At 72.5% G+C, this 23,526-nt stretch carries 14 protein-coding genes; 10 read left to right on the top strand and 4 right to left on the bottom strand.

Features of this window, described 5'->3' with window-relative positions; translation table 11 throughout:
* Window positions 1-14: 14 nt before the first annotated feature.
* Complete coding sequence (locus VMR06_RS05300) at window positions 15-2,459, top strand: winged helix-turn-helix domain-containing protein (protein ID WP_325373766.1); 2,445 nt, start codon at window positions 15-17, stop codon at window positions 2,457-2,459.
* 90 nt (window positions 2,460-2,549) lie between these two features.
* Here the strand turns inward: VMR06_RS05300 and VMR06_RS05295 are convergent, their stop codons facing one another.
* Complete coding sequence (locus VMR06_RS05295; RefSeq protein ID WP_325373764.1) at window positions 2,550-2,900, bottom strand: GFA family protein; 351 nt, start codon at window positions 2,898-2,900, stop codon at window positions 2,550-2,552.
* A gap of 227 nt (window positions 2,901-3,127) precedes the next feature.
* Here VMR06_RS05295 and VMR06_RS05290 point away from each other — a divergent pair, with 227 nt between their 5' ends.
* The 5 genes from VMR06_RS05290 to VMR06_RS05270 all read left to right on the top strand — a co-directional run bounded on the left by VMR06_RS05290 (window position 3,128) and on the right by VMR06_RS05270 (window position 11,498).
* Window positions 3,128-4,582: a choice-of-anchor J domain-containing protein gene (locus tag VMR06_RS05290; RefSeq protein ID WP_325373762.1), complete on the top strand. Its 1,455-nt coding sequence runs from the start codon at window positions 3,128-3,130 to the stop codon at window positions 4,580-4,582.
* A gap of 77 nt (window positions 4,583-4,659) precedes the next feature.
* The gene (locus VMR06_RS05285; protein WP_325373760.1) at window positions 4,660-8,148 is read left to right on the top strand and encodes a S8 family serine peptidase; all 3,489 of its coding nucleotides are present in this window, start codon (window positions 4,660-4,662) and stop codon (window positions 8,146-8,148) included.
* 173 nt (window positions 8,149-8,321) lie between these two features.
* Complete coding sequence (locus VMR06_RS05280; RefSeq protein ID WP_325373757.1) at window positions 8,322-8,885, top strand: ECF-type sigma factor; 564 nt, start codon at window positions 8,322-8,324, stop codon at window positions 8,883-8,885.
* Window positions 8,882-11,071, top strand: coding sequence for a protein kinase domain-containing protein (locus VMR06_RS05275; RefSeq protein ID WP_325373755.1), 2,190 nt, complete (start codon window positions 8,882-8,884; stop codon window positions 11,069-11,071). The genes VMR06_RS05280 and VMR06_RS05275 overlap by 4 nt, the downstream gene beginning before the upstream one ends.
* 103 nt (window positions 11,072-11,174) lie before the next feature.
* On the top strand, window positions 11,175-11,498 hold the full coding sequence (locus tag VMR06_RS05270) for an EF-hand domain-containing protein (protein WP_325373753.1): 324 nt from the start codon (window positions 11,175-11,177) through the stop codon (window positions 11,496-11,498).
* Window positions 11,499-11,547: 49 nt separating this feature from the next.
* Here the strand turns inward: VMR06_RS05270 and VMR06_RS05265 are convergent, their stop codons facing one another.
* The 3 genes from VMR06_RS05265 to VMR06_RS05255 form a co-directional block, all read right to left on the bottom strand.
* Window positions 11,548-12,267, bottom strand: a complete 720-nt coding sequence (locus VMR06_RS05265) for a pseudouridine synthase (protein WP_325373751.1) — start codon at window positions 12,265-12,267, stop codon at window positions 11,548-11,550.
* Window positions 12,264-13,334 carry a class I SAM-dependent methyltransferase gene (locus VMR06_RS05260; protein WP_325373749.1) on the bottom strand — a complete coding sequence of 357 codons (1,071 nt, stop codon included), beginning with the start codon at window positions 13,332-13,334 and terminating at the stop codon, window positions 12,264-12,266. Before VMR06_RS05260 ends, VMR06_RS05265 begins: the two co-directional genes overlap by 4 nt.
* An 81-nt stretch (window positions 13,335-13,415) precedes the next feature.
* Window positions 13,416-14,897: a hypothetical protein gene (locus VMR06_RS05255; protein WP_325373747.1), complete on the bottom strand. Its 1,482-nt coding sequence runs from the start codon at window positions 14,895-14,897 to the stop codon at window positions 13,416-13,418.
* Window positions 14,898-15,194: 297 nt separating this feature from the next.
* Here VMR06_RS05255 and VMR06_RS05250 point away from each other — a divergent pair, with 297 nt between their 5' ends.
* The 4 genes from VMR06_RS05250 to VMR06_RS05235 all read left to right on the top strand — a co-directional run bounded on the left by VMR06_RS05250 (window position 15,195) and on the right by VMR06_RS05235 (window position 23,525).
* Window positions 15,195-17,576 carry a TonB-dependent receptor gene (locus tag VMR06_RS05250; RefSeq protein WP_325373745.1) on the top strand — a complete coding sequence of 794 codons (2,382 nt, stop codon included), beginning with the start codon at window positions 15,195-15,197 and terminating at the stop codon, window positions 17,574-17,576.
* A 12-nt stretch (window positions 17,577-17,588) separates the two neighbouring features.
* Window positions 17,589-19,184, top strand: a complete 1,596-nt coding sequence (locus tag VMR06_RS05245; protein ID WP_325373743.1) for a tetratricopeptide repeat-containing sulfotransferase family protein — start codon at window positions 17,589-17,591, stop codon at window positions 19,182-19,184.
* 128 nt (window positions 19,185-19,312) lie between these two features.
* The gene (locus tag VMR06_RS05240) at window positions 19,313-21,313 is read left to right on the top strand and encodes a serine/threonine-protein kinase (protein WP_325373741.1); all 2,001 of its coding nucleotides are present in this window, start codon (window positions 19,313-19,315) and stop codon (window positions 21,311-21,313) included.
* A complete protein-coding gene (locus VMR06_RS05235; RefSeq protein WP_325373739.1) occupies window positions 21,306-23,525 on the top strand; it encodes a hypothetical protein in 2,220 nt (739 codons plus the stop codon). The genes VMR06_RS05240 and VMR06_RS05235 overlap by 8 nt, the downstream gene beginning before the upstream one ends.
* The last annotated feature ends 1 nt before the right edge of the window (window position 23,526 follow it).

Here is a 23,526-nt window from a genome sequence, read left to right as displayed (position 1 = left end):
TTACCCTCGCCCCGGTGACAAGACGGCTGCGTTTCGGTTCCCATCTGATCGATCTTGCGACGCGCGAGCTGTCCGAGGACGGCCGCCTGCGCCCGTTGTCGCCGCGCGTATTCGACTGTCTGGCCTATCTGATCGAGCACCGCGACCGCGCGATCGGCCGCGACGAGCTGATGGCCGCGGTCTGGGGCAAGGCCGACGTCGCCGACACCCAGCTGGCCCAGGTCATGCTGAAGGCGCGGCGCGCGGTCGGCGATTCCGGCGAGACGCAGCAGGCGATCCGCACCGTGGCCGGCTTCGGCTACCGCTGGGTCGCCGAGGTCGTGCCGTGCGAGGAACCCGCCGAGCCGGCGCCGGCCGAGCCGGCCATCGCCGCGGCGGCGGCCGCCGAGACGGCACCCTCACTGCCGCTTGCCGGCACGGACGGCACGGACGGCACGGAACAGGCGAGAGCCACGCCGCCCGCCTCCGGCCGCCGCACCGCGCTCGCGGTCGCGGTGCTCGTGCTGGTCGGCATCGCGCTGGCCGCGCTGTGGCTGCGGCATCGTTCACCTGCAACGCCGGCGCCGGCCGTACCGGCCCGCAGCGGCGCGGCCGCCGGGCCGGCGCAGCCCGACGACCTGATCGCGGTGCTGCCGGCCAGCGTCGACGCGCCGGCCGAGTGGACCTGGCTGCGGCTCGGCGTCATGGAATTCGTCGCTGGCCGCCTGCGCCAGGCCGGCAAGCGCGTCGCGCCGAGCGAGAACGTAGTGTCGATGCTGCGCCACGACGCGGCCGCCGGCGAGCTGTCCGAGCGCGTCGAGCGCGCATTGTCGCCGCGCTGGCAGATCGCCGCGCGGCTGCGCCGTGCCGACACCGGCTGGACGGTCGACCTCGACCTGCGCGAGCGCGGCGGCAGCGTGCGCAGCTTTCCGGCGCGCGCCGACGAGCCGATGGCGGCGGCGCGGATCGCCGCCGACCTGCTCGCCGCAGCGCTCGGCGCGGCGGCGCCGGCCGATGCCGCACCCGGTCCCGGACCGGCCGAGGAAGAGCGCCTGTCGCGGATCGACGCCGCCCTGCTGATCGACGATCTGGAGAACGCGCAGCGCCTGATCACGACCGCGCCGGCCGCGATGCGCACCACGCCGGAACTGCGCCTGCGCGAAGCCGAGATCGATTTCGTGGCCGGACGCAACGAGGAAGCCGGCCAGGTGCTGACGCGCCTGCTCGACGATCTGCCGGCCGAGACCTATCCGCTGCTGCGCGCGCGCGTCGTCAGCGGTCTGGGCGCCGTGCACGTCCGCCTCGGCGAGATCGCGCAGGCCGAGCAGGACACCAGCGCCGCTCTGGCGCTGCTCGAAGGCCGCGGCGATCCGATCCTGATCGGCAAGACGCACATGCGGCGCGGCGTCGCGCGCAGCCTGCTCGAACGCTACGACGAGGCGCTGGCCGACTTCGCGCAGGCACGCATCGCGATGCAGCTGGCCGGCGATTCGCTCGGCCTGGCCCAGGTCGAGCTCAACGAAGGCGCGCTCAACGGCATGCGCAACCATCCGGATGCCGCGCTGACCAGCTTCGAGCGCGCCGCCGACCAGCTCGAGCGCTTCGGCGTACCGAACGAACTGGCGACCGCGCTGACCAACCAGGTGGTTGCCCATCGCGCGCTGCTGCAGCCGCGCGCCGCGCTGGCCGCGAGCGAACGCGGCATGGCCCTGCTGGCCGGACCGCTGACGATCGACACCGCGCATCTGATCCAGCTGCGCCGCGCGCAGGCCCTGCTCGACGTCGGCCGCTGGCGCGAGGCCGACGGCCTGCTCGGCGAACTCGCGCGCGCGATCGATCCGGCACGCGAGCCGGGCTCGGCGCCGCTGGTCGCGGTCGAGCGCGCGCGGCTGGCGCTGGCGCGCGACCAGGCCGAACAGGCGCTGGCGCTGGTCGCACCGGTGCTCGAGGAGCCGCTCGGTCCCGAACTGGAGAACGCACAGGCCGAGGCCTGGACGATCGCGCTGCGCGCGCAGCGCCGGCTCGGCCGCAGCGGCGCAGCGGCCGCCGCCATCGAACGCTTCGGCGCCTGGACCGAGCCCTCGACGAACAGCTCGGTACGCATCCGGCTGGCGCTGGCGCAGGCCGAGCAGGCCTTCGCCGAAGGACGCGTCGCCGCCGCCGACGCGCTCTACGCGCAGGCGCTCAGCGACGCCAACCGGCAGAACGTGCCGCTCGACCTGGCCGAGGTCGCGATCGCCTATGCCGACAGCCTGATCGCGCGCGAGGAGCTGCGCCGCGCGGTGCCGGTGACCGGTCAGCTCGACCGCTTCGCCACGGAGGATTTCGACTGCGCGCTGCTGCAGGCGCGGCTCTATCTCGCGCTCGGCCAGGCCCAGGCCGGCCGCACGGCACTCGATCGCGCGCGCCTGCTGGCCGGCGAGCGGCCGCTGCCGCCGGATGTGGCGCCCGAATCCGGCATCCGTCCCGGGCCGGATTGACCGCACGTATCGGCACCGCACCGGCCCGACGCTGCCTGAGGCCTGGCCGTCCCGTGGAACGGGCGCCGTCCTCCCCGCATCGCTGCGTCGTCAGTAGCTGCGGCCGTCGAACGGCGTGCGCTCGAGCGCGGCGAGGTCGATGCCTTCCAGGCAGCGCACGTTGATCGCGGCCGTGGCGCGGCCGTCGGGACCGGTGCCGAAACCGAACGGCGCGCAGCCGCAGTGCGTACAGAAGCGGTGCTGGATGTGGTGCTTGTTGAAGGTGTAGGTCGCCAGGTCGGCCTCGCCCGATCGCAGCGTCAGCTGCTCGCGTGGCTGGAACCACAGCAGGTAGCCCTTGCGGCTGCAATGGGAGCAGTTGCACTCCACGACCGCGCCGATCGGCGCGTCCACGGCGACCTCGAACGCCACGCGTCCGCAATGACAGCTTCCCGAGTACATGCCCGCGCTTCGCAGAAGAGGGAAGGCCGACTATAGGCGTGCGCCGCCGGCACCGGCAAGCGACCGGGACCGCGCCGGCCGGCCGGCATCGTCTTGCGTGATCGGCCGCCGTTTTGCCTATTGCCATCTATCTATCGATCCGCAGGGACGTCCCGCCCACCGGGACCGCCGATGAAACGATACGCGCCGAGCGGAACGCGCGGTATCCCGTGTGCATGGGGAAGGTTATGAAGACAGCAACGATCGCGCCGGCGCTGCTCGCGCTGCTGGCAGCTATGTGCGGCGGCCAGGCCGCAACCACGACGGCCGCGCCGCCGCGCTGGGAGCGGCCGCCGACGGTGGCCGAAACACCATCCGGCAGCGCGCCGGGCGAATGCAGCGAAGGCTTCGAGGACGTCGAGTCGCTGTTCGCCGAAGGCGGCTGGCTGCGCCGCAACAACAGCACGCTGGCGCAGGAATGGGACCAGGCGCTGATGCCGGGCAAGGGATCGCGCTGGGAGCGCAAGATCGAATACCTCGATTCCAACGCCGAGGGCCTGTTCTTCAACGCCCATGCCGGCACGCCGCATTCGGCGATCTTCACCAGCCTGTATGCGCACTCGGTCCTGATGGTGCCCGATACCGGCAGCGGCACCGGCGTGCTCAGCAACTGGCTGCTCACGCCCGAGATCGCGTTCCGCCCCGGCATGACGCTGAGCTTCTGGACGCGCAAGGGCTTCTACGAATACGCGCCGATCTGGGGCGACGCGCCGGACCGCATGGTCGTGCGCCTGTGCAACAGCGGCGACTGCACCGACGTCGGCGCCGGCCCGCACGACACCGGCAGCTTCGCGACCACGCTGCTGACGGTCAACCCGGACCTCGGCCTGGCCGACGATCCGGCCGGCCTGCTCGGCTACCCGTACAACAGCTGGCGCCAGTTCACGCTGACCGACCTGCCCGCATCGGGTACCGGCCGCATCGCGTTCCAGTACTACGTCACCGGCGCGATGGACGTGGAAGGCGCGTTCTCCGGCATCGGCAACGGCAACATGATCGCGCTCGACAGCGTCGAGCTGCACGGCGCCGCCAGCTGCCCGCTGCGCGCGACGCCGCTGTTCGCCGACGGCTTCGAGTCGGATGCCTCGCGCGTCCTCACGCAGAACACCGGCGAGTTCGCACCGGTGGACGGCCTGGTCGTGACCTGCGTGGCCCCTACGTCGTGGCTGCGCCGTTTCGACCTCGACGGCGAGTTCGGCCTGGACGGACCGGTGTCGGTCGATTCGGTCGACTTCGCCGTGGAGCGCAGTCTCAGTACGGTGCCGGTGGAGGTGCGTCTCTACGCGCTCGCCGCCGATGATCCGTTCGCCTACGCGAACCTGCAGCAGATCGGCTCGCGCACGATCACCGTCGACCAGGACGACCGCCTGTCGATCCGCAACGTCGCCGTGACCGGCACGGTGCCCGACGCGGCCACGCACGACCTGGTCGTGGAGATCCGCAAGAACGAGTTCCACCGCGAGCTCTACGTCGGCTTCAACGCGCAGACGCAGACGGCGCCGTCGTACATGGCGTTCCGCGGCGACAACTGCGGCCATTACCCGGAACCGACCGACATCGCGAACATCGCCGGCACCCCGGACGCGAGCCTGCTGCTGCGGGTGAACCTGGCCGATCCGGCCGGCGCAGCCGGCACGCCCTGAGCACCGGCTGCGCAACCGCCGCGCCTGCGGCCTTCCTCCATCCGCCGATCGATCCGCCGACCAGGAGTCTCCGTCCGATGTCCGTTCTCACCCTCTCGCGGCAGGCGCTGGCCGCCGCCGTCCTGCTTGCGCTGGCCACCCGCGGCGATGCCGCCGCGCCGGCGCTGCGCACCCTGCCGCTGCACACGCCGCACCCGGACACGATCCAGAGCCTGCGCGAGGACGCGACGCTGCTGGTGCTGCAGGCCGGCGCCTTCGATCCGCTGCGCGAGCGCATCGCGTTTCCCGCCGGCCGCATCGCGCCGCGCCCGGACGCGCGCTACGGCATCGTGCAGTACCACGCCGGCCAGGCGGCCGGCGCCCGCGACGCGATCGCGCGCGCCGGCGCTGCGATCGTCGGCCACCTGCCGAACACGGCGTTCCAGGTGCGCGGCGACGCGCAGGCGCTGGCGCGCATCGGCAGCGCACCGGCGGTGCGCTGGACGGCGCCTTACGAGGCGGGCCTGAAGCTGGCAACCGGCCTGCTCGACGGCAGCGTCGCCGCGCGCCATGCGCCGTCGGCGCGCGTCGCGCTCGAGGTCCACGGCTTCCGCGGCGAAGCGGCCGAGCGGCTGGTCGAGGTACTGCGCGCGACCGGCCTGGACCTCGGCTTCGGCACGCGCGCCGGCGCGTTCGACCTGCCCTCGGTCCGGGTCGACGTCCACCCGGCCCAGCTCGACGCTCTGCTGCAGGCCGCTTCGTCGATCGAAGGCGTCGCCTGGATCGAGCCGTACCTGCCGGCCACCACGCACAATCGCGATTCGATCGGTCCGATCCAGGCCAACCGGCCCTCCTGTGCGACGCCGGACGCCGCGGCCGCCTGCCCGGACGGGCTGGACCCGGCGCGCGCTCCGCTCTGGCAGCGCGGCCTGACCGGCCACGGCCAGATCGTCGCGATCGCCGACAGCGGACTGGACCGCAACGAGGGCTGGTTCGCCGGGCTCGACTTCGGCGCCGGCGCCACCGTCGCGATCACCGATGCCGATGATCCGGCGCCGGGTCCGCTGGCGACCGGTGCGATCTATCCGGACCGCAAGGTCTATGCCTACTGGGTGCAGCCGGGCGCCAGCGCCTACGACAACAACCAGCTCTGCGGCGCCTTCAACCGCTATCACGGCACCCACGTGACCGGGACCGTGCTCGGCGACGCCGCGCCGTACGCCGTGCCGGGCCGGGTCGACTACGGTGACGGCGACGGTATGGCGCCGGGCGCCCAGGTGCTGTTCCAGGACCTCGGCGAGGACGTCAGCGGCTGCCTGGCGATCGCCGATTTCGGCGCGACGGTGGCCCAGGCCTACGCCGGCGGCGCCGGCATCCACAACGACAGCTGGGGCAATTCCAGCGGCGGCTACTACGTCGGTCACGACGTCCGCGCCGATGCGGCGCTGTGGGCGGGCGAGAACCTGCTGGTGGTGGCCGCCGCCGGCAACTCCGGTCCGAGCGCGACGACGACCGGATCGCCGGCCAACGCCAAGAACGTGCTGGCGGTCGGCTCGACCCAGCACGGCCACCAGGCCACCGTCTCGAGCTTCTCCAGCCGCGGCCCGACGATGGATGGCCGGCGCAAGCCGGACCTCATGGCGCCCGGCGATGCCATCGTCTCGGCGCTCGGCAACGACGACAACGGCAGCGCCATGCAGGCGCCGCAGACACAGGCGCTCAGCGGCACCTCGATGGCCGCGCCAACGGTCTCCGGCGGTGCCGCGCTGCTGCGCCAGTACTTCAGCGACGGCTGGTATCCGGCCGGCCGCGCGGCGCCGCGCGAGCGCAGCGAACCGGCCGGCACCCTGCTCAAGGCCGCGCTGATCAACGGCGCCGCGCCGATCTCGACCAGCTGGCCCAGCCACAATGTCGGCTGGGGACGGATCTGGCTCGAGAACAGCCTCTACTTCCAGGGCGCGACACGCGGCCTGCGCCATTGGGTCCGAGACAACGGCGCCGGCCTGGAGAGCGGCGACGCCGACGCTTTCACGGTGACGGTGGCGGCGGGCGAGGAGCTGCGCGCCACGCTGGCCTGGTTCGATCCGGAAGCGGCGCTGGCGGCGAGCCCGGCCCTGGTCAACGATCTGGACCTGGTGGTGGTCGCGCCGGACGGAAGGCAGTACCTGGGCAACGTGTTCTATGCCGGCCAGTCGGCGACCGGCGGTATGCCGGACCGGCTCAACACGGTCGAGCACGTCCGCGTGATCGCGCCGGCGCCCGGTCAATGGACGCTGCGCGTGGCCGCGCACGACATCCCCGGCAACGGCCGGCCGACCAGCCACCGCCAGGGTTACGCGCTGGTGGTCGGGGCGCGCATGGGCGTGCTCGGCGACCGGCTGCTGGCCGACGGCTTCGGCGCGGATGATGCGCCGGGTGTCGCCGCGCCGGCGGCACTGGACGCCACCGGCAACGGCGAGGAGGGTGTGCGCATCGCGGTACAGCCGGTGGCCGGCGCCGAGGGCTACCAGCTCTATCGCGCCGACGGCAGCTGCGCGGCGGCCGACCCGGGCCGGTTCCGCTTCGCCGGCCAGTCCGCAACCACCTCGCTGCTCGACACACGCAGCCAGGGCGGCCAGACCTACGCCTACCGCGTCCGCGCCGTGAAGGACGGCGCCGAGGGACCGCTGTCGGACGCCTGCGTGGACGTGGTCTCGGCCGATGCCTGCTCGATGTCGCTGGATTTCGACGGCGGCTCGCTGGCGGCCGCCTCGGCCCATGCGACCTGCGCCGTCGATCTGTCGTGGCAGACGGCGTTCGCGAACTGCCCCGGCAAGGCGGTCGCCTACCGGGTGCTGCGCGACACGACGCCACTGTTCACCGCGCCCCAGGTCGTCGCGACCGTGGACCTGCCGGCCTATCGCGACGGCGACGTCGCCGACGGCCAGCCGCGCTTCTACCAAGTCGAGGCCTTCGACGAGGCCGGCAACGCGTCGCGCTCGCACATCATCGGCACGACGCCGAGCGGCACCGGCAGCGCCGGCGTCGGCGTCTGGATCGACGACGCCGATACGCGTACCACCCTGCGGCAGGAATGGCCGTGGTCGATCACCAACGCGGCGGCCGCCGGCGGCAGCTTCAGCTACCGCAGCGCTTCGGGACCGGCCTACCCGGCCGACACCTGCGCGGCGATCGCCACCTTGCCGGTCCGGCTGGCGGCGGGCACACCGCGGCTGCGCTACGCGGCGCGCTACCAGCTGGAATGGGAATGGGACGGCGTGGTCGTGGAACTGTCTGCCGACGGCGGCACCACCTGGACGCCGCTGATCCCCGACGGCGGCTATCCCGGCAGCTTCGCGCAGACGATGGATCCGCCGGCCAACGCCTGCGGCTACCCGTCGGTGCAGGGCGCGTTCAACGGCGAGTCGGCCGGCTTCGCCGCCGGCCAGTTCGTCGAGATCAGCCATGACCTCGGCGCCTATGCCGGCCAGGACGTGCAACTGCGCTGGCGGCTGAGCTCGGATCCGGCCAGCCAGGCGGCGGGCTTCTTCCTGGACGACGTCCGCATCGACGCCGAACTGCCCGGCGCGTGCCAGGCCGGACCTTGAGCGGGCCGGGCGGCCTGCCGGCGCCCGACCGCCTGCACGGCGGCGCGCACCGGCGCCGCGCGGCGCGCGAGGACGGCGCGGCTTGCGGCGGTCGCACGCGGCCGCCGGGCCGATTGGACGCCGGCGCGCCGCTCATATCACTATGTCCGCCGGTCATCTCCGGCGGATCGGCAGTGGAGCCTCTCGACGACATCACCCGCCTGCTCGATCAGGCCCGCGATGGCGAACGCGAGGCATGGACGTGCCTGCTGCGCTCGGCCTACGGCGACATCAAGCGGCTGGCGCGCCGGCAGCTGGCGCTGGGCGCGACGATGCCCACGCTCAACACCACCGGCCTGGTCAACGAGTGGTATCTGCGCGTCGCCGACGGCGGCGATGCGATCCCGGAGAACCGCCGGCACTTCTTCGCGCTGACCGCCAAGATCATGCGCCAGGTCATCTGCCGCTACGCCCGCGAGCGCGCCGCCGCCAAACGCGGCGGCGACCAGACGCGCATCGACATCGGCCTGGTCGACCGCGAACTCAGCGAGCAGGCCCATCGCTTCATCGTGCTCGACCAGGCGCTTTCGCGGCTCGGCCAGGAGAACGAGGACATGGTGCGCGTCGTCGAGTGCCGCTTCTTCGCGGGCATGACCGAGCCGGAGACCGCCGAAGCGGTCGGCATCCCGATGCGCACGGTGCAGTGGCTCTGGGCGCAGGCGCGCGGCCGGCTCGCCCACATCATGGAGGAGCCGTGAGCGGCTCGACGGTGACGTTCGAGCCGGGCGGCGCGCTGCGCTGCCGGCTGGTCTCGACGATGCGGGGGCAGACCTTGCACACGCTGGAAGCCGGCACCCCGGTCGGGCCGTTCCGCGTGCTGCGGCCGATCGGCCATGGCGGCCTGGGCGTGGTCTACCTCGCCGAGCGCGCCGACGGCGCCTTCGAGCAGCAGGTGGCGCTGAAGCTGATCGCGCCGGAGGCCGATCCCGGCGTCGCCGAGATCCTGCTCGAGCGCGAGCGGCGCCTGCTGGCGCGCCTGCACCATCCGAATATCGCCCGCCTGCTCGACGGCGGGCGCAGCGGCGCGGGCCTGCTGTGGTTCGCGATGGACCACGTCCAGGGCGTGCGCATCGACCAGTGGTGCGACCAGCGCCGGCTCGACGCGCATGCGCGCGTCGCACTGGTGGTCGAGGTCTGCGCGGCGATCGCCTACGCCCACGCGCGGCTGGTGGTCCATCGCGACATCAAGCCCTCGAACATCCTCGTCGACGACGGCGGCGTGCCGCGGCTGCTGGACTTCGGCATCGCGGCGGCGCTGGACGACGCCAGCGACGATCCGGCGCGGCGCGCGGCGACCCCGGGCTATGCCAGTCCGGAACAGCGCCGCGGCGCACCGGCCGGCGTCGCCCAGGACATCTACCAGATCGGCCGGCTGCTGCAGACCCTGCTCGAAGGCCGGCTGGCGCGGCGCGACCGTGCCGACGCCGAGGCGATCCTGCGCCGTGCGCTGGCCGAGCAGCCCGAGCGCCGCTACGCCAACGTCGACGCGCTGGCGGCGGACCTGCGCGCCTTGCTCGAGCACCGTCCGGTCGCCGCACGCGACGGCGCCGCCGCGTACCGGCTGGGTCGCCTGCTGCGGCGCCACCGCCTGGCCGCCGGCGCGCTGATGCTCGGCACGCTGACCCTGATCGGCGTGGTCGGCTACTTCCTCTGGAGCCTGGACCGCGAACGCGATCGTGCCGAGCGCGAGGCGCGGACGGCCCGCCACGTCAGCGAGTTCATGGTCGGCCTGTTCCGCGCCGCGGACCCGGCGCTGCACGGCGGCCGCATCCCGAGCATCGACGCGGTGCTCGCCGACGCGCCCGAGCGGATCGGGCGCGAGCTGGCCGGCGAGCCGCAGGTCATGGCCGAGCTGCTGACCACGATCGGCCGCACCTTCATCGCGCTGCGCGACTTCGCGCGCGCGCAGCCGCCGCTGCGCAAGGCGGTCGAGCTGACGCGCGGACAGCCGCAGACGCCGCCGCTGGTGCGCGCCGAGCGCCTGCGCGCGCTGGCGATCACGCTGCACGACGTCGACCGGATCGGCGAACGGCGCGCGCTGCTGGTCGAGGCGATCGCCGGCCTGGACCCGGACTCGCGCGAACACGCGCGCACCTACAACATCGCGCAGCAGAACCTGGCGATGGCCGATCTGTCGGGCGGCGACCGGAACGCCGCGATCGGGCGCCTGCGCCTGGCGCTCGAGCATGGCCGCCGCCTGCTCGCCGAGGGCGAGCCCGCGCTGATCGCGGACCTGCTCGGCCTGGGCAACGCGCTGGCCGAGGACGATCCCGCCGCAGCGCTGTCGTTCTACGAGGAAGCCTACGGCAGCGCGCGCGAGTACCTGGGCGCGAGGCATCCGTATGCGATCCTGGCGGCGGGCGGTCTGGCCGGCACGCTGGCACGGTCCGGACGGCATGCCGAGGCGGCGGCGCCGATGCGCGAGGCCGTGAGCGGCGCCTTGCAGATCTATGGGAATCCCTCGCCGAACTATGCGCTGGCGCTGCTGCAGAGCGCGTCGGTTACCGCAGCCGCGGGCCGACAGGCCGAGGCGATAGCGACGCTCCGGCAGGCGCTGGCGGTCTGCGAGCAGCTGTCGCCCGGCAACGACACGCTCAGCGTGGACGTGCTCGAGGCGCTCGGCGATACGCTGCTGGCCGGCGGCGACGCGAACGCGGCCGAAACGAGCTACCGCCGCATGCTCGAGCGCGACGCCAGCGGCAGCCATGCCCAGACGCTGGATCGCGGCCAGCGGCCGCTCAAGCTGGCCGGCGCCCTGGCCGCGCAGGGCCGTTGTGCCGAGGCGGATCAGTGGCGGCAGACGGCGCGGCAACGGGCCGGCGGCTTTCCGCCCGACGCCGCACTGCTGGCCCTGCTCGACGCACCGCTCGGCGCCTGCGACTGACCGCCGGGAGACGGTCCGCAGGCCGGGCGCGAACCGGTCCATCGGCGATTCAGGTGGCGGGACTAGGCTGCGGAGACCGAACTTGCGGGGAGTTGCCGCGATGATGAACCGCCGACCCATCGTCCACTGTGCCGGCCTCGCGCTGGCGTTCACCGTCGCCAGTGCCGCCTGGGCGCAGGGCGATCGCGTCCATCGGTTCCAGGACCGTCAGGGCGTCGAAGTGGAGCTGCACTCGGGCCAGCCGCTCTACCGCTCCGACGGCCCGGCCCCGGCCTTCGCCATGCTCGATGCCGATCGCGACGGCCGCATTTCCGCCGACGAGGCGCGCGCCTATCCGCTGCTGGCGACCGACTTCCTCTACGCCGACGGCAACCGCGACGGACGCCTGTCCGAGCGCGAATACGCGCGCTGGACCGCGCAGCGCTGAGACGCAGTCGATGACGCAAGCGCCGGACGCGTGCATCGCATCCGGCGCTTCATGCGTCGGGCGTACGGCCGCCGTCGAAGATCTGCGTGATGTCGCCGGCGTCCAGCGCGCGCCACTGACCGGACGCGAGATCCCCCAGGGTCAGGCCGCCGACCGAGACGCGATGCAGCGCCAGCACATGATTGCCGGTCGCCGCGAACATCCGTCGCACCTGGTGGTAGCGGCCCTCGGTCACGGTCAGCCGCGCCCGCCGCGGCGCGATCACCTGGAGCGCGGCCGGCGCCAGCGGCGTGGTCTCCGAATCGAGCATCAGCGTGCCGCTCGCGAACAGCGCGGCCTCCTCGCCACTCAAATCCGCGGCGAGCTCGGCCTCGTAGCATTTGGCGACCTGCGCGCGCGGCGAGATGATCCGGTGCAGCAAGCCGCCGTCGTCGGTCATCAGCAGCAGGCCGGAAGTGTCGCGATCGAGCCGGCCGACCGTCGACAGCACCGGATCGCGGCGGCGGTAGCGCTCGGGCAGCAGGTCGTAGACGAGGCGGCCGGCATCGCGCGTCGAGCAGGTGTAGCCGACCGGCTTGTGCAGCATCAGCGTCAGCCCGGGCGGCGGATCGAGCGGCTCGCCGTCGACGCAGACCTCGGCCGGTTCGACGCGATCGTCGGCATAGAGCACCTCGCCGTCGCGGCGCGTGATGCGTCCTTCGCGGAACATTGCCGCGACCTGCTTGCGGCTGCCGTAGCCAAGATTGGCGATCAGACGCAGCAGTTTCATCGGCGCACCTCGGCGGCCGCGATGACCTTGAAACCGTCGCGCTCGGCCAACGTGTCGACGACGGCGAAGCGCCGCGCCAGCTCGGCCTCGTACGGCAGGTGGCGGTTGGCGACCAGCCACAAGCGTCCGCGCGACGCCAGCGCGTCGGCCGCGGCCGCGATGAATGCCTGCCCGATCTGCGGCTGGCCGTCGCGGCCCTGGTGGAACGGCGGGTTGCTGACGATCGCGTCGTAGCGCTGCGGCAGGCCGGCGGTCACGTCGTGCCAGTGCACGGACCACTCGACCGGCGCGGCGCGGCGCCGCGCGGCGCGCTCGAGGTTGATCCGCGCCGGCTCCAGTGCGCGCGCGTCGGCCTCGTACAGGTCGATCGCCTGCACCGACGGGCAGCGTTCGAGCACCTGCATCGACAGATAGCCGTAGCCGGCGCCGAGATCGGCGACGCGGCCGGCCAGCGTCGCCGGCAGCGTCTCGGCCAGCAGGCGCGAGGCCGGATCGACGCGGTCCCATGCGAACAGGCCGGGCCGGCTGACGACGCGGCCGTCACCGATCGGACGCGGCCGGTCGAGCGCGCGCCAGGCGGCGGCGAGCTCGGCGTCGACGCGGCGATCGTCCGGCGGCGACCAGAACACGCGGCACTTGTGCTTGCTGAGGACGCGCACCGGTCCGGCGAGCCGCACGAAATCCGCCTCGGCCGAGCGCGCGCCCTCGAGGTTGGCGACCGCGACGGCGACGACCGCGTCCGGCTGCGCATGATGCAGCGCAGTCGCGAACAGCGCGCGCGCCTGATCGCGCTGCCGCGGCGGCAGCACCAGGACCGCGGCGTAACGATCCGGCTCGGCCGGCTCGATCACCCCCAGACCCTGGCGCGCCAGCGCATCGGCGAACGGCTTGAAGCCCTGCACGCAGTGCCAGTCGACGCCGCGGTGCGCGAACGTCCAGGCGCCGGCGCGCGCGCCGAGGAACAGCACCGGCTGCGCGGCCGGCAGCGTCAGCGTGCCGTCGGCGAACGGGACGAACAGCGCATCGAGGACCGCCTCGGCGGCGGCAGGGGGCGCGACGGGACTCACGGACGGTTGGGCTTTCGACGGCAGCGGGAAGCCGGCGATTCTAGAATGCCCGCGCCCGCCGCGCCCGCGCGATGCACGGCGCTACGGCGGTGGCGCGCGGCGCCGCGCGATCCAGGCACCGATCGCCGCACCGATCGCGATGATCGCGAACGCCAGCGCGGCATTGACCAGCAGATGCCCTTGCTTGGCGACGTCGGCCAGGCCGTCGCCGAGCACGGTGATGACCAGGGTGACGACCATCAGCACCACCGTCAGCGCGGCGTAGTCGCGCAGCGGCGCGTCGCGGCGCAGGCCGTGGCGCGCGACCAGCACGAGCAGGGCGATCAGCGGCAGCGCGAGCACGCCCGCCTGCAGCGGCGGCGCCGCGTGCAGCGCCTGTCCGAGGCTCGGCGTCGAGGCCGGGATCAGCGCGAACTCGGTGCCTTCGACGTGGCCGATGTTGCGCGCGAGCCAGGGATCGAGCGCCCGCACGCCGCCCCAGACCACGCGCGCGGCCATATCCGGATGACGCAGCAGCGTGATCAGCTCGGTGCCGCGCGTGAACCGGGCCAGCCCCGGGCAGGCGCGATCCGGCATGTCCGGCAGCTGCCAGGCGCGCAGGCCACTGAAGGCCTCGCAGCTGCGGTCCAGGCCGAGCTCGTCGAGCAGCGCGACGCGATCGCCGGCCATCGGCAGGAACGCCGTGAACACCACGTGCGCCTGGTTGTACTGGCGGATGCTGTCGACCATCTGGCCGGGCCGCTGCAGCTGGATGAACTGCATCCACAGGCCGGCCAGCGCGCCGATCAGGACCGCCGCGCTGCGCCAGCTGGTATGGCGCAGGCGCAGGCGGTCGGCGATCACCAGCACGATCGCCAGCGCGAGCGGCAACAGCAGGTGCTGGATCTTGCTGGCCGCCAGCGCGAACGCGAGCAGCAGCAGCGCGAAGAAGCGCCAGCGCGAGCGCGCCTGATGCCGCCACAGCACGAGCAGTCCGAACAGCGCCCAGGCCGCCAGCAGCGCGGTCCATTCGGCATAGAACGTATTGAGATAGAGCGTATTGCCCGGATCGGCGAGCACCACCGCCACGATCACGGCATGGACCAGCGCCGCGCCGGGCCGGCCGCGCCGCAGGAATCCGATCGTCAGCGCGATCGCCAGCGCCGCCCAGGCCGCCAGCCGCAGCAGACCGATCACGCGGACCGAATGCAGAGGCCCGCCGCCGAATGCCTCGGCCAACGCGTAGAGGCCGGCCGTCGCGCCCTGAAACAGCAGCTCGCTCGACCAGTAGCACATCGGATCGTCGGTGGCGATGAAGCGGTACTGCGCGTACGGCGCCTGCGGACTGTTCTGCGTCGGCGGCACGTCGGCCGGCCGATCCGGATACAGATCGAAGCAGGCCGTATAGCGGACCTGGTCGTAGCTGTTGGCGTACGCGTACAGCGGCTGATGCGCCCACAGCGTCAGCGCGCGGATCAGGCCCAGGACCAGCAGCAGCGCGATCGCGATCCGCCAACCGCGCGCGACCGGCGGCGGCGCGGTGACGGCGGCTTCGGGATCGCGGCGGTTCTCGGTGACGCTCATCGCTCGGCTCTCGTCAATGACGGGCGGTGCGATGCAGTGTCGCGCGGCGCACCAAAAGGTGGCAAACGGCGATCGCGGGCCGCCTCATACGAGTGCAAAAAATCTCAATCAAATGGGCTGTTTGCATCAGTTTCGTGCAAACGGGACAGGCCTTAAAAAAATCGCGCGAAGGCGATTGACGCATTGCAATACTCGATGCTATCTCGATGACGCCGGTGCGACGAAACACCGGTCTTGGCGCACCGCCGATCCATTCCTGTTCCTGCCGTCCAGCCATCGCCGCGGAGATCCCAGAGCATGAATGCACCACGTCCTTTTCGCCCGTTGCGGCGCCGTCCGCTGACCGCCGCGATCGCCCTGCTGCTCGGCGGCGCCGGCGTACCGGCCGCCGCCCAGGAAGCCGATGCCGACGACGACACGCAACTGGACACGATCGTGGTCAGCGCGACCCGCCGCGACGAAAGCCTGCAGGACGTGCCGATCAACGTGACCGCGGTCAGCGGCCGGGAGATCGAACGGCAGGGCCTCAAGGATCTGGCCGATCTGGTCCGTGCGGTGCCCGGCCTGTACCTGGTCGACCAGGGCGGACGCGACTCCAACCTGCTGACGGTGCGCGGACTCAACGTCAACAGCCTATCGGCCAGCGAAGGCGTCGGCAACGACGGTGGCGGCGTGGTCGCCCAGTACATCGGCGACATTCCGCTGTATCTGGATCTGCGTCTGCTCGACATCGACCGCGTCGAGACCCTGCTCGGACCGCAGGGTACGCTGTACGGTTCGGGCACGCTCGGCGGCGCGATCCGCTACCTGCCCAATCGCCCGCAGCTCGGCCAGACCTCGCTGGAGGTCTCCACCGGCGTCACCGCGCTCAGCCACAGCAGCGGCACCGGCAACGAGACTACGCTGATCGGCAACCTGCCGGTCGGCGAAAAAGGCGCGTTTCGCGCCGCGGTCGGCTATTTCGACGATCCGGGCTTCATCGATTACGGTCATTTGATACGTCAGCCCGGCCTCTCCAATCCACAGCCCGATCCGGACGACCCGATCGCCGTCGCCGAGAACCTGCGCCGCGAGAAGGACGCGAACTTCCAGCGCACGCTGAGCGGACGGCTGGCGTTTCGCTACGCGTTCACCGACACGGTCGAGGCCAACATCAGCTACTTCTATCAGGATCAGAAGTCCGGCGGCCGCACGATCAACCACGTCGAGGCGTTCGGCACCGGCCGCTACGCCTCGGCCAATCGCTTCCTGGAACCCAACGACCGCAGTAACGAACTGCTGGCGCTGGAGCTGACCGCCGACCTCGGCTTCGCGACGCTGACCTCGGCCAGCGGCTATTCGAAGTACGACGAGGACGGCCAGCGCGACCAGACCGATCTGCTGCTGAACTTCGAATACGGCTACGAGGATTTCCCGAGCTTCGCCGCCTACACGCACGAGCGCGCCGAGGAGAAGCGCTACAACCAGGAGCTGCGCCTGGTCTCCAACAGCGAGGGGCCGCTCGACTGGATCGTCGGCGTGTTCTACAACAAGGCCGACCTCGACGCGACCAGCGCCGAGTTCGTGCCGGGCATTCCCGAGTTCTGGGACATCGACCGGCCCGACAACCTCGAGTATTTCCAGGCGACCTACGACACGTTCACCGAGAAGGCCGTGTTCGGCGAGATCGGCTACGACCTGACCGACCGCTGGAACGTCACCGTCGGCGGCCGCTGGTTCGAGTTCAAGGACGATCAGAAGGTCGGCTTCGCATTGCCGCTGATCGACGGCTCGGCACCCGACGAGATCCTGCTCGACTACGATCCGGTCAAGGTCAGCGATCGCGACCACATCTTCAAGTTCAACACGTCCTACCGTTTCGGCGACGGCCTGCTCGGCTACTTCACGCTGAGCGAGGGCTACCGTACCGGCGGCTCCAATGCCGTGCCGGCCTGCGAGGATCCGCTGCCGCCGGGCCAGAACGTCTGTGCGCTGCCGAACGAGCGGCTGATCAAGCCCGACAAGACGACCAACCACGAGATCGGCCTGCGCAGCAGCTGGCTGGACGGCCGCCTGATCCTCAACGGTGCGCTGTACATGATCGACTGGGAGGACATCCAGGTCGCCGGCACCACCGTCAACGGCGCGATCCCGATCACCGTCAACGCAGCCGAGGCGCGCAGCCAGGGCCTGGAGCTGTCGGCCCAGGCGCGGCTGTCGCCGGCCTGGCGCCTGACCGGCTCGTATACCTACAACAAGGCCGAACTGACCCGCGACGCGCCGGCGATCGTCAGCGGCGAGGACGCCTTCGACGGCGACCGCCTGCCCGGCTCGCCCGAGCATCAGGCCAATGCGACGCTGAGCTATCTGCGCCCGCTCGGCGACGGCATGAGCATCGGGATCGACTACGGCGTGTCGGCACAGAGCGACGTCTACACGCGTGTGGGCCTGCGCAACAACGGCGAGATCCTCGGCGGCTACGCGATCCACAACCTCGCCGCCAATCTCTACGCGGACCGCTGGACGCTGCGCTTCTACGTGCGCAACCTGTTCGACAAGTACGCCCTGACCGGGGTGCGCAACACCTACGCGTCGATCCGCGACATCGAGGGCGACGGCACCTCGTTCCGTCTGCGCAGCTACTACCACTCGGTGCTCGAACCGATGCGCGTGGGCGTCAGCGTGTCGTATACGTTCTAGGCCGGCACGCGCGTGGCCGGCCTGACGCACCTTGCGCACGCGGACGCGCCGGATCGGGCGCGCCAGCGTGCGCAGGCCGCCGCCGCCGCGCAGGACTGGCCGGCCGTCGAGCGCCTGAGCACGGACTGGCTCGCCATCGCGCCGGACGCGGCCGATGCCTGGCTGCTGGCCGGCGTCGCCGCGCTGGAGACGCGACGGCCCGGCGCCGCGCTGCCGCGGCTGTGCCGGGCCGTGCAGCTGGCGCCGCGGCGCGCCGATGCGATGGCGCAGCTGGCGCGGGCATTGTCGATCGTGCACCGGCTGGCCGAAGCCGGGGACTGGGCGCGGCGCGCGCTGGCTCTGGCACCCGAGGAAGCGCTGACGCTGGACACGCTCGGCGTCGTGCTGAGCCGCATCCAGGACCACGCCGGCGCCGCGCAGGCATTCGCCGCCGCCACCCGTATCGCGCCGGCCGTGGCCGGCTATCAGTTCAACCTGGCCTCGTCGCTGAAATTCCTCGGCGACTTCGAAGGCGCCGAACGCGCCTACGAGGCCTGCATCGCGGCCGACCCGCATTACTGGAAAGCGCATTCGGCCCTGGCCCAGCTCGGCCGCCGGCAGTCCGGCGATGCGCGCCTGGCGCGGCTGAACGCGCTGCTGCCGGCCGCGGCCCGCGACGCCGACGCGCTGCTGCACCTGCACCACGCCTTGGCCAGGACGCACGAGGACCTCGACCAGCCGGCGAGCGCGTTCGCGCATCTGCGCGCCGCCAAGCAGGCCGGACGCAGCCGCCTGCGCTACGACTTCGCCGAGGACGCCGCGCTGTTCGACGCGATCGAGGACGCGCCGCTGCCGGCCGGCGAGGGACATCCCAGCCGTGAACCGATCTTCGTCATCGGCATGCCGCGCACCGGCACCACGCTGATCGAACGCATCCTGTCGGCTCACTCCGCGGTCTACGCCGCCGGCGAGCTGCAGCACTTCCCGCTGGCGTTCAAGCGCGCCACCGGCAGCCGCACGGCGCGCATGCTCGACGCCGACACGCTGGCGCGTGCGGCAGCGGTCGATCCGCGCGCGGTCGGTGCCGCCTACCTCGACGCGACGCGGCCGGCGACCGGTCATACCGCGCACTTCCTCGACAAGATGCCGCTCAATTTCCTGTACGCCGGTGCGATCGCGCGCGCGCTGCCGCAGGCGAAGATCGTCTGCCTGCGCCGCGATCCGCTCGACACCTGCCTGAGCAATTTCCGCCAGCTGTTCGCACGCGACTACTCGTACTACAACTACGCCTTCGATCTGCTCGACTGCGGCCGCTACTACCTGCGTTTCGACCGCCTGATCGCGCACTGGCAGCGCCTGCTGCCGGGCCGGATTCTCGAGGTCCGCTACGAAGACGTCGTTGCCGATCTGGAAGGCCAGGCGCGGCGCCTGCTGGCGCACTGCGAACTGCCCTGGCAGCAGGCCTGTCTGTCGTTCGAGCGCAATCGGGCGCCGGTCGCGACGGCCAGTGCCGTACAGGTGCGCCAGCCGCTGTACGCCTCGGCGGTCGGCCGCTGGCGCCGCTACGCGGCCGAACTCGCGCCGCTGCGCGCACTGCTCCAAGCCGAAGGCCTCGCCCTGGAAACGTGACCGGATTGGCAGTGGCGGCGTGCGCCGCGCACGCCCGCGCCTGCCAAGCCGGTCCGCGCATGGCCCCGGCAGGCCGGTGCTAGGATGCCGGCCATCGACAGGGGATGATCCCCGGGAGTGGCAAGTCCATGAAGCAGCGCGTGGGTCACTACGACATCGTCGCCGAGCTCGGCCGCGGTGGCATGGGTGTGGTCTACAAGGGTTTCGAGTCGACCCTTGGCCGCTACGTCGCGATCAAGGTGCTGGCCGATTCGCTGGCCCACGATCCGGGCGTGCGCGAACGCTTCCTGCGCGAGGCGCGCAGCATGGCCGCGCTGAACGACCCGCACATCATCCAGATCCATTCGATCGGCGAGGACGAGGGCCATCCGTACTTCGTGATGGAGTTCGTCGAGGGCGAGTCGCTCGGCTCGCTGCTCAAGCGCGAAGGCCGCCTGACGCTCGAGCAGTCGCTGAAGGTGATCCACCAGACCGCCTCGGGCCTGGCCACCGCGCACGACCGCGGCGTGGTCCATCGCGACATCAAGCCCGGCAACCTGATGATCAGCAGCCGCGGCTCGGTCAAGATCGCCGACTTCGGCATCGCGCTGTCGAACCAGGACCTGTCCAAGAAGCTGACCTCGACCGGCGAGTTCGTCGGCACGCCGGGCTATTTGTCGCCGGAGGTCTGTCTCGGCAAGCCGGTCGACCAGCGCTCGGACATCTTTTCGCTCGGCATCGTGCTGTTCGAGATGCTGACCGGGAAGATGCCGTTCACCGACGAGTCGCCGCTCGGCCTGATGCTCGAGGTCGTGCGCGCCGAGATTCCCGACGTGCGCCAGCTCAATGCGAACGTCGACGACACGACCTCGCGGATCCTGTCGCGGATGATCGCCAAGGACCCGGCCCATCGCTATCAGAACTGCCACGAGCTGGCCGCCGACCTGCTCGCCCATCCGCTGGTCGCGCGCGGCGGTCCGATCACGCTGCAGCCGAAGCTGTCGCCGGCCGCCGCGACTCTGGTCGGCCAGAAGACGCCGCTGCCGGCCGCGCTGACGACGCCGATCACCGCGCCGACGCCGATGCGCGCGCCGGGCGGCGCGCCGACCCACATCACCGCCGGCGACGCCGCGCCGCCGCCGCTGCCGGGTGCCGCGGCACCGGCGCGTCCGTCGGTGCTGGACCGGCCGACCGTGCATGCGTCCGCGCCGCGCCGCAGCAGCGCGCTGCCGTGGGCGATCGCCGCCGTCCTGCTGCTGGCGGCCGGGGCCGGCGCCTGGACGCTGCGCGATCGCATCCCGGGCCTCGGCGCCGGCAGCATGACGACGACGCAGCCGGCGACGTCGCCGGACCCGGCCGCGGGCCTGCAGGCGAGCGCGCCGAACGGTTCGGCGACGACCTCGACGAGCGGCGCCGCCGCCACGGCCGATCCGACGCGGACCGCCTCGACCGAACCGGCACCCGCCCCGACGCCGAGCGTCGCCGAGCCGGCCACGCTGGCCGCGAACACGGCCGGCGCGAACGCACCGTCGACGCCGCCGTCCGAACCGCCGCCGATCGCACCGGCCTCGGTGCCGGCTGCCGACAGCGAGCCGCCGGCGCCGCGTGCCTCGCAGGCCGACGTCGACGCGCTGCGCAATCTGCCGGCCGCCCAGGCCGAGAGCAGCGCGCCGCCGCAGATCGCCAAGGCGCCGCCGCCGTCGAAGCCGGCCGCATCGGCCCGGCCGAGCGTGCCGACCGTCGCGGTCGTCTACGGCGGCGACGAGGTCATCGCCGAGCCGGCGCGCGACGCGATCACCGATCTGCTGCAGAGCCGCGGCTTCCGCGTGATCGAGGCCGGCCGCGTGTCGGGCAGCGCGCCCAACCTGAAATCGCTGGCCGGCCGCGCCGATGCGGTGGTCTTCGTGCAGGCGCGCCCGGTCGGCAGCGAGCAGATCCACTACTACGGCCAGAGTTCGACGCTGTACACGGTGCAGGTCGGCGTCAAGGCCTACCGCACGCGCGACGGCAGCGTGCTGTGGAGCAGCCCGGCCGAGCAGGTCAACTTCACCACGCTCAATGCCGCCGAGAAGGCGCGCGAGGCGGTCGATCCGATGCTCGACGCGGTCGACCGCAACCTGGCCGAGTTCCGCAGCGGCGGCCGTGGCTGAACCGCCGCGGTCCGGCCCGGCCCGCTCCACGACCGGACCGCGCGGCACAGGCCGGCCGCTCGCGCTGCGGCGCGCCGGCTGGATCCTGCTCGCCCTGCTCGGCGCGTACTGGATCGCCGGCAACCTCTTCCTCAACACGGCGCTCGGACCGTGGGCGATCAACCGCAAGCCCGACCGCTTCACGATGCAGTGGTCGCACGGGCTCACCTGGTGGCCCGGCAGCGCGATGCTGTGGAACGTCGAGCTGCGCGGCCACGTGCGCCGCGTGGCCTGGACCGCGCGCACCAAGCGCGGCCGCGGCCATCTCGCGCTGTGGCCGCTGCTGCAGCGCGAACTGCGGCTGACCTCGATCGACGCGGTCGACGTCAGCGGCGAGGTCCGTCGCGCCGACGAGGACAAGCGGCCGCCGCCCCCGCGTCCCGATGCCTGGGCGCTGCGCTTCGACCGGATCGTCGCGCACGGCCTGCGCGAGGTCGACCTCGGCCCGCTCCGCCTGAGTGCCGAGGGCGAGGCGCGCGTCGGCTTCTACAAGCAACTGCGCGGCGGGCCGCTCGAGATCTACCCGTCCGAGGCGCGCCTGACGGCGCTGGATCTGGCCTGGGGCGAACAGGCCCTGCTGCAGGGCGGCCGCGCCGAGGCGAGGTTCGCACTGCCGCGGCACCGGCCCGACGAGGCGATCGGCATCGCCAAGCTGATGCTGGCCGAGGCGAGTCTCGATCTCGATACGACGCTGCCGGCACTGGCGGTCGATCTCGACGCCGACGGCCGCATCGCCGGCCGCTTCGACGCAGCAACCGAGCCCGGCACGCTGAAGACGCGGCTGACCTGGCGCCGCGGTGCGCTGGTATCGGGCGGCACGCTCGCCGCGCAGCTGCCGCTGCGCGCGAGCCGCGCCGGCAGCCACCTCGCCAATACGCTGACGCTCGGGCTCGCCGTCCACGACGAGGCGATCGCGTTCGACCTGGACCTGCCGCGCGACACGCACGATCCGCGTTCGCTGCAGGCGCATCTGAGGCTCGACGGCACCGGCTTGGCGCTGCCGCCGGACGCGGCTGCGCTGGCGCGCCGCCTGCACGGCGAGATCGCGATCGACTGGCCGTTCGAGTCGCTGGCCTGGCTCGGCCCGTGGCTGACCCGCGTACCGTGGCTGCAGCTCGACGGCGCCGGTGCGGTCCGGGCGCAGCTGGCGATCCGCGCAGGCCGCTTCCAGCCCGGCAGCACGCTGTCGGTGCCGGCGGTCGCGGCCGCGGCGACCGTGGCCGGGCACCGCTTCTCCGGACGCGCCCATGCCGACGGCCGTGTCGTCGAGCGCGACGGCCAGGCGGTCGCCGAGGTCGCCCTGGCGATCGAGCGCTTCGACGTCGCCGCGGCCGACGCGCTCGACCGGCCGCTGGTGCAGGGCCGCGACCTGCGCATCGACCTGACCGCGCCCGAGGGCCTCGACGGCCTCGGCGCGGCGCATGCGCAGCTGCGCTTCGAGCAGGCCGAGGTACCCGATCTGCGCGCGTTCAACGTGTATCTGCCCGACGCGGACCTGCGCCTGCTCGGCGGCCGCAGCCGGCTCAGCGGCGATCTGGCGCTCGACGCCGCCGGCGAGATCGCGACCGGCCGCGTCCGCGTCGAAGGCCGCGACGGCCGCGTCCGCTTCGGCCGGCTCAGCTTCGCCGGCGACTTCGACCTCGACGGCCGCCTGACGCGCGCCGATCTGGCTGCCGGCCGCTTCGATCTGGACGGCAGCACGCTGCGCCTGGACCGCGTGCAGGTACTCGACGCCGGCCGCAGCGCCGGCGAGCGCTGGTGGGCGCGGATCGGCGTCACGCGCGGTCACGTCGTGGCCGGACGGCCGCTGTCGCTGCACGGCCGGGCCGCGATCGAGATGGAGAACATCGGTCTGCTGCTGACGCTGTTCGCGCAGCGCAAGGACTATCCGCGCTGGGTGCTCGGCCTGGCCGACAAGGGCCGGCTGCATGCGACCGGCCAGATGCAGGTCAAGGGCGATTCGATCGTCTTCGACCACGTCGAGGCCGCCAACGACCGCTTCGACGTCAAGGCGCGCCTGCGTATCGCCGACGCGCGCGCGTACGGCGACCTGCTGCTGCGCTGGGGCGTGCTCGCGCTCGGCATCGAACTGCGCGACGAGGAGCGCGACCTGCACCTGATCGGCGCCAAGGACTGGTACGCCGAACGCCCCTCGCTGCTGCCGGCGCGCTAAG

This window comes from Dokdonella sp. (genome assembly GCF_035511235.1).
GTDB lineage: Bacteria > Pseudomonadota > Gammaproteobacteria > Xanthomonadales > Rhodanobacteraceae > Dokdonella.
Note: the sequence above shows the minus strand (reverse complement) of the source record. Positions and strands in the feature narration are given on the sequence as shown.

Excerpts from the sequence above, each read along its gene's own strand:
- VMR06_RS05295 (WP_325373764.1), bottom strand. The coding sequence starts at position 2,900 with ATGTACTCGGGAAGCTGTCATTGCGGACGCGTGGCGTTCGAGGTCGCC.
- VMR06_RS05290 (WP_325373762.1), top strand. The coding sequence starts at position 3,128 with ATGAAGACAGCAACGATCGCGCCGGCGCTGCTCGCGCTGCTGGCAGCT.
- VMR06_RS05285 (WP_325373760.1), top strand. The coding sequence starts at position 4,660 with ATGTCCGTTCTCACCCTCTCGCGGCAGGCGCTGGCCGCCGCCGTCCTG.
- VMR06_RS05270 (WP_325373753.1), top strand. The coding sequence starts at position 11,175 with ATGAACCGCCGACCCATCGTCCACTGTGCCGGCCTCGCGCTGGCGTTC.
- VMR06_RS05265 (WP_325373751.1), bottom strand. The coding sequence starts at position 12,267 with ATGAAACTGCTGCGTCTGATCGCCAATCTTGGCTACGGCAGCCGCAAG.
- VMR06_RS05255 (WP_325373747.1), bottom strand. The coding sequence starts at position 14,897 with ATGAGCGTCACCGAGAACCGCCGCGATCCCGAAGCCGCCGTCACCGCG.
- VMR06_RS05250 (WP_325373745.1), top strand. The coding sequence starts at position 15,195 with ATGAATGCACCACGTCCTTTTCGCCCGTTGCGGCGCCGTCCGCTGACC.
- VMR06_RS05240 (WP_325373741.1), top strand. The coding sequence starts at position 19,313 with ATGAAGCAGCGCGTGGGTCACTACGACATCGTCGCCGAGCTCGGCCGC.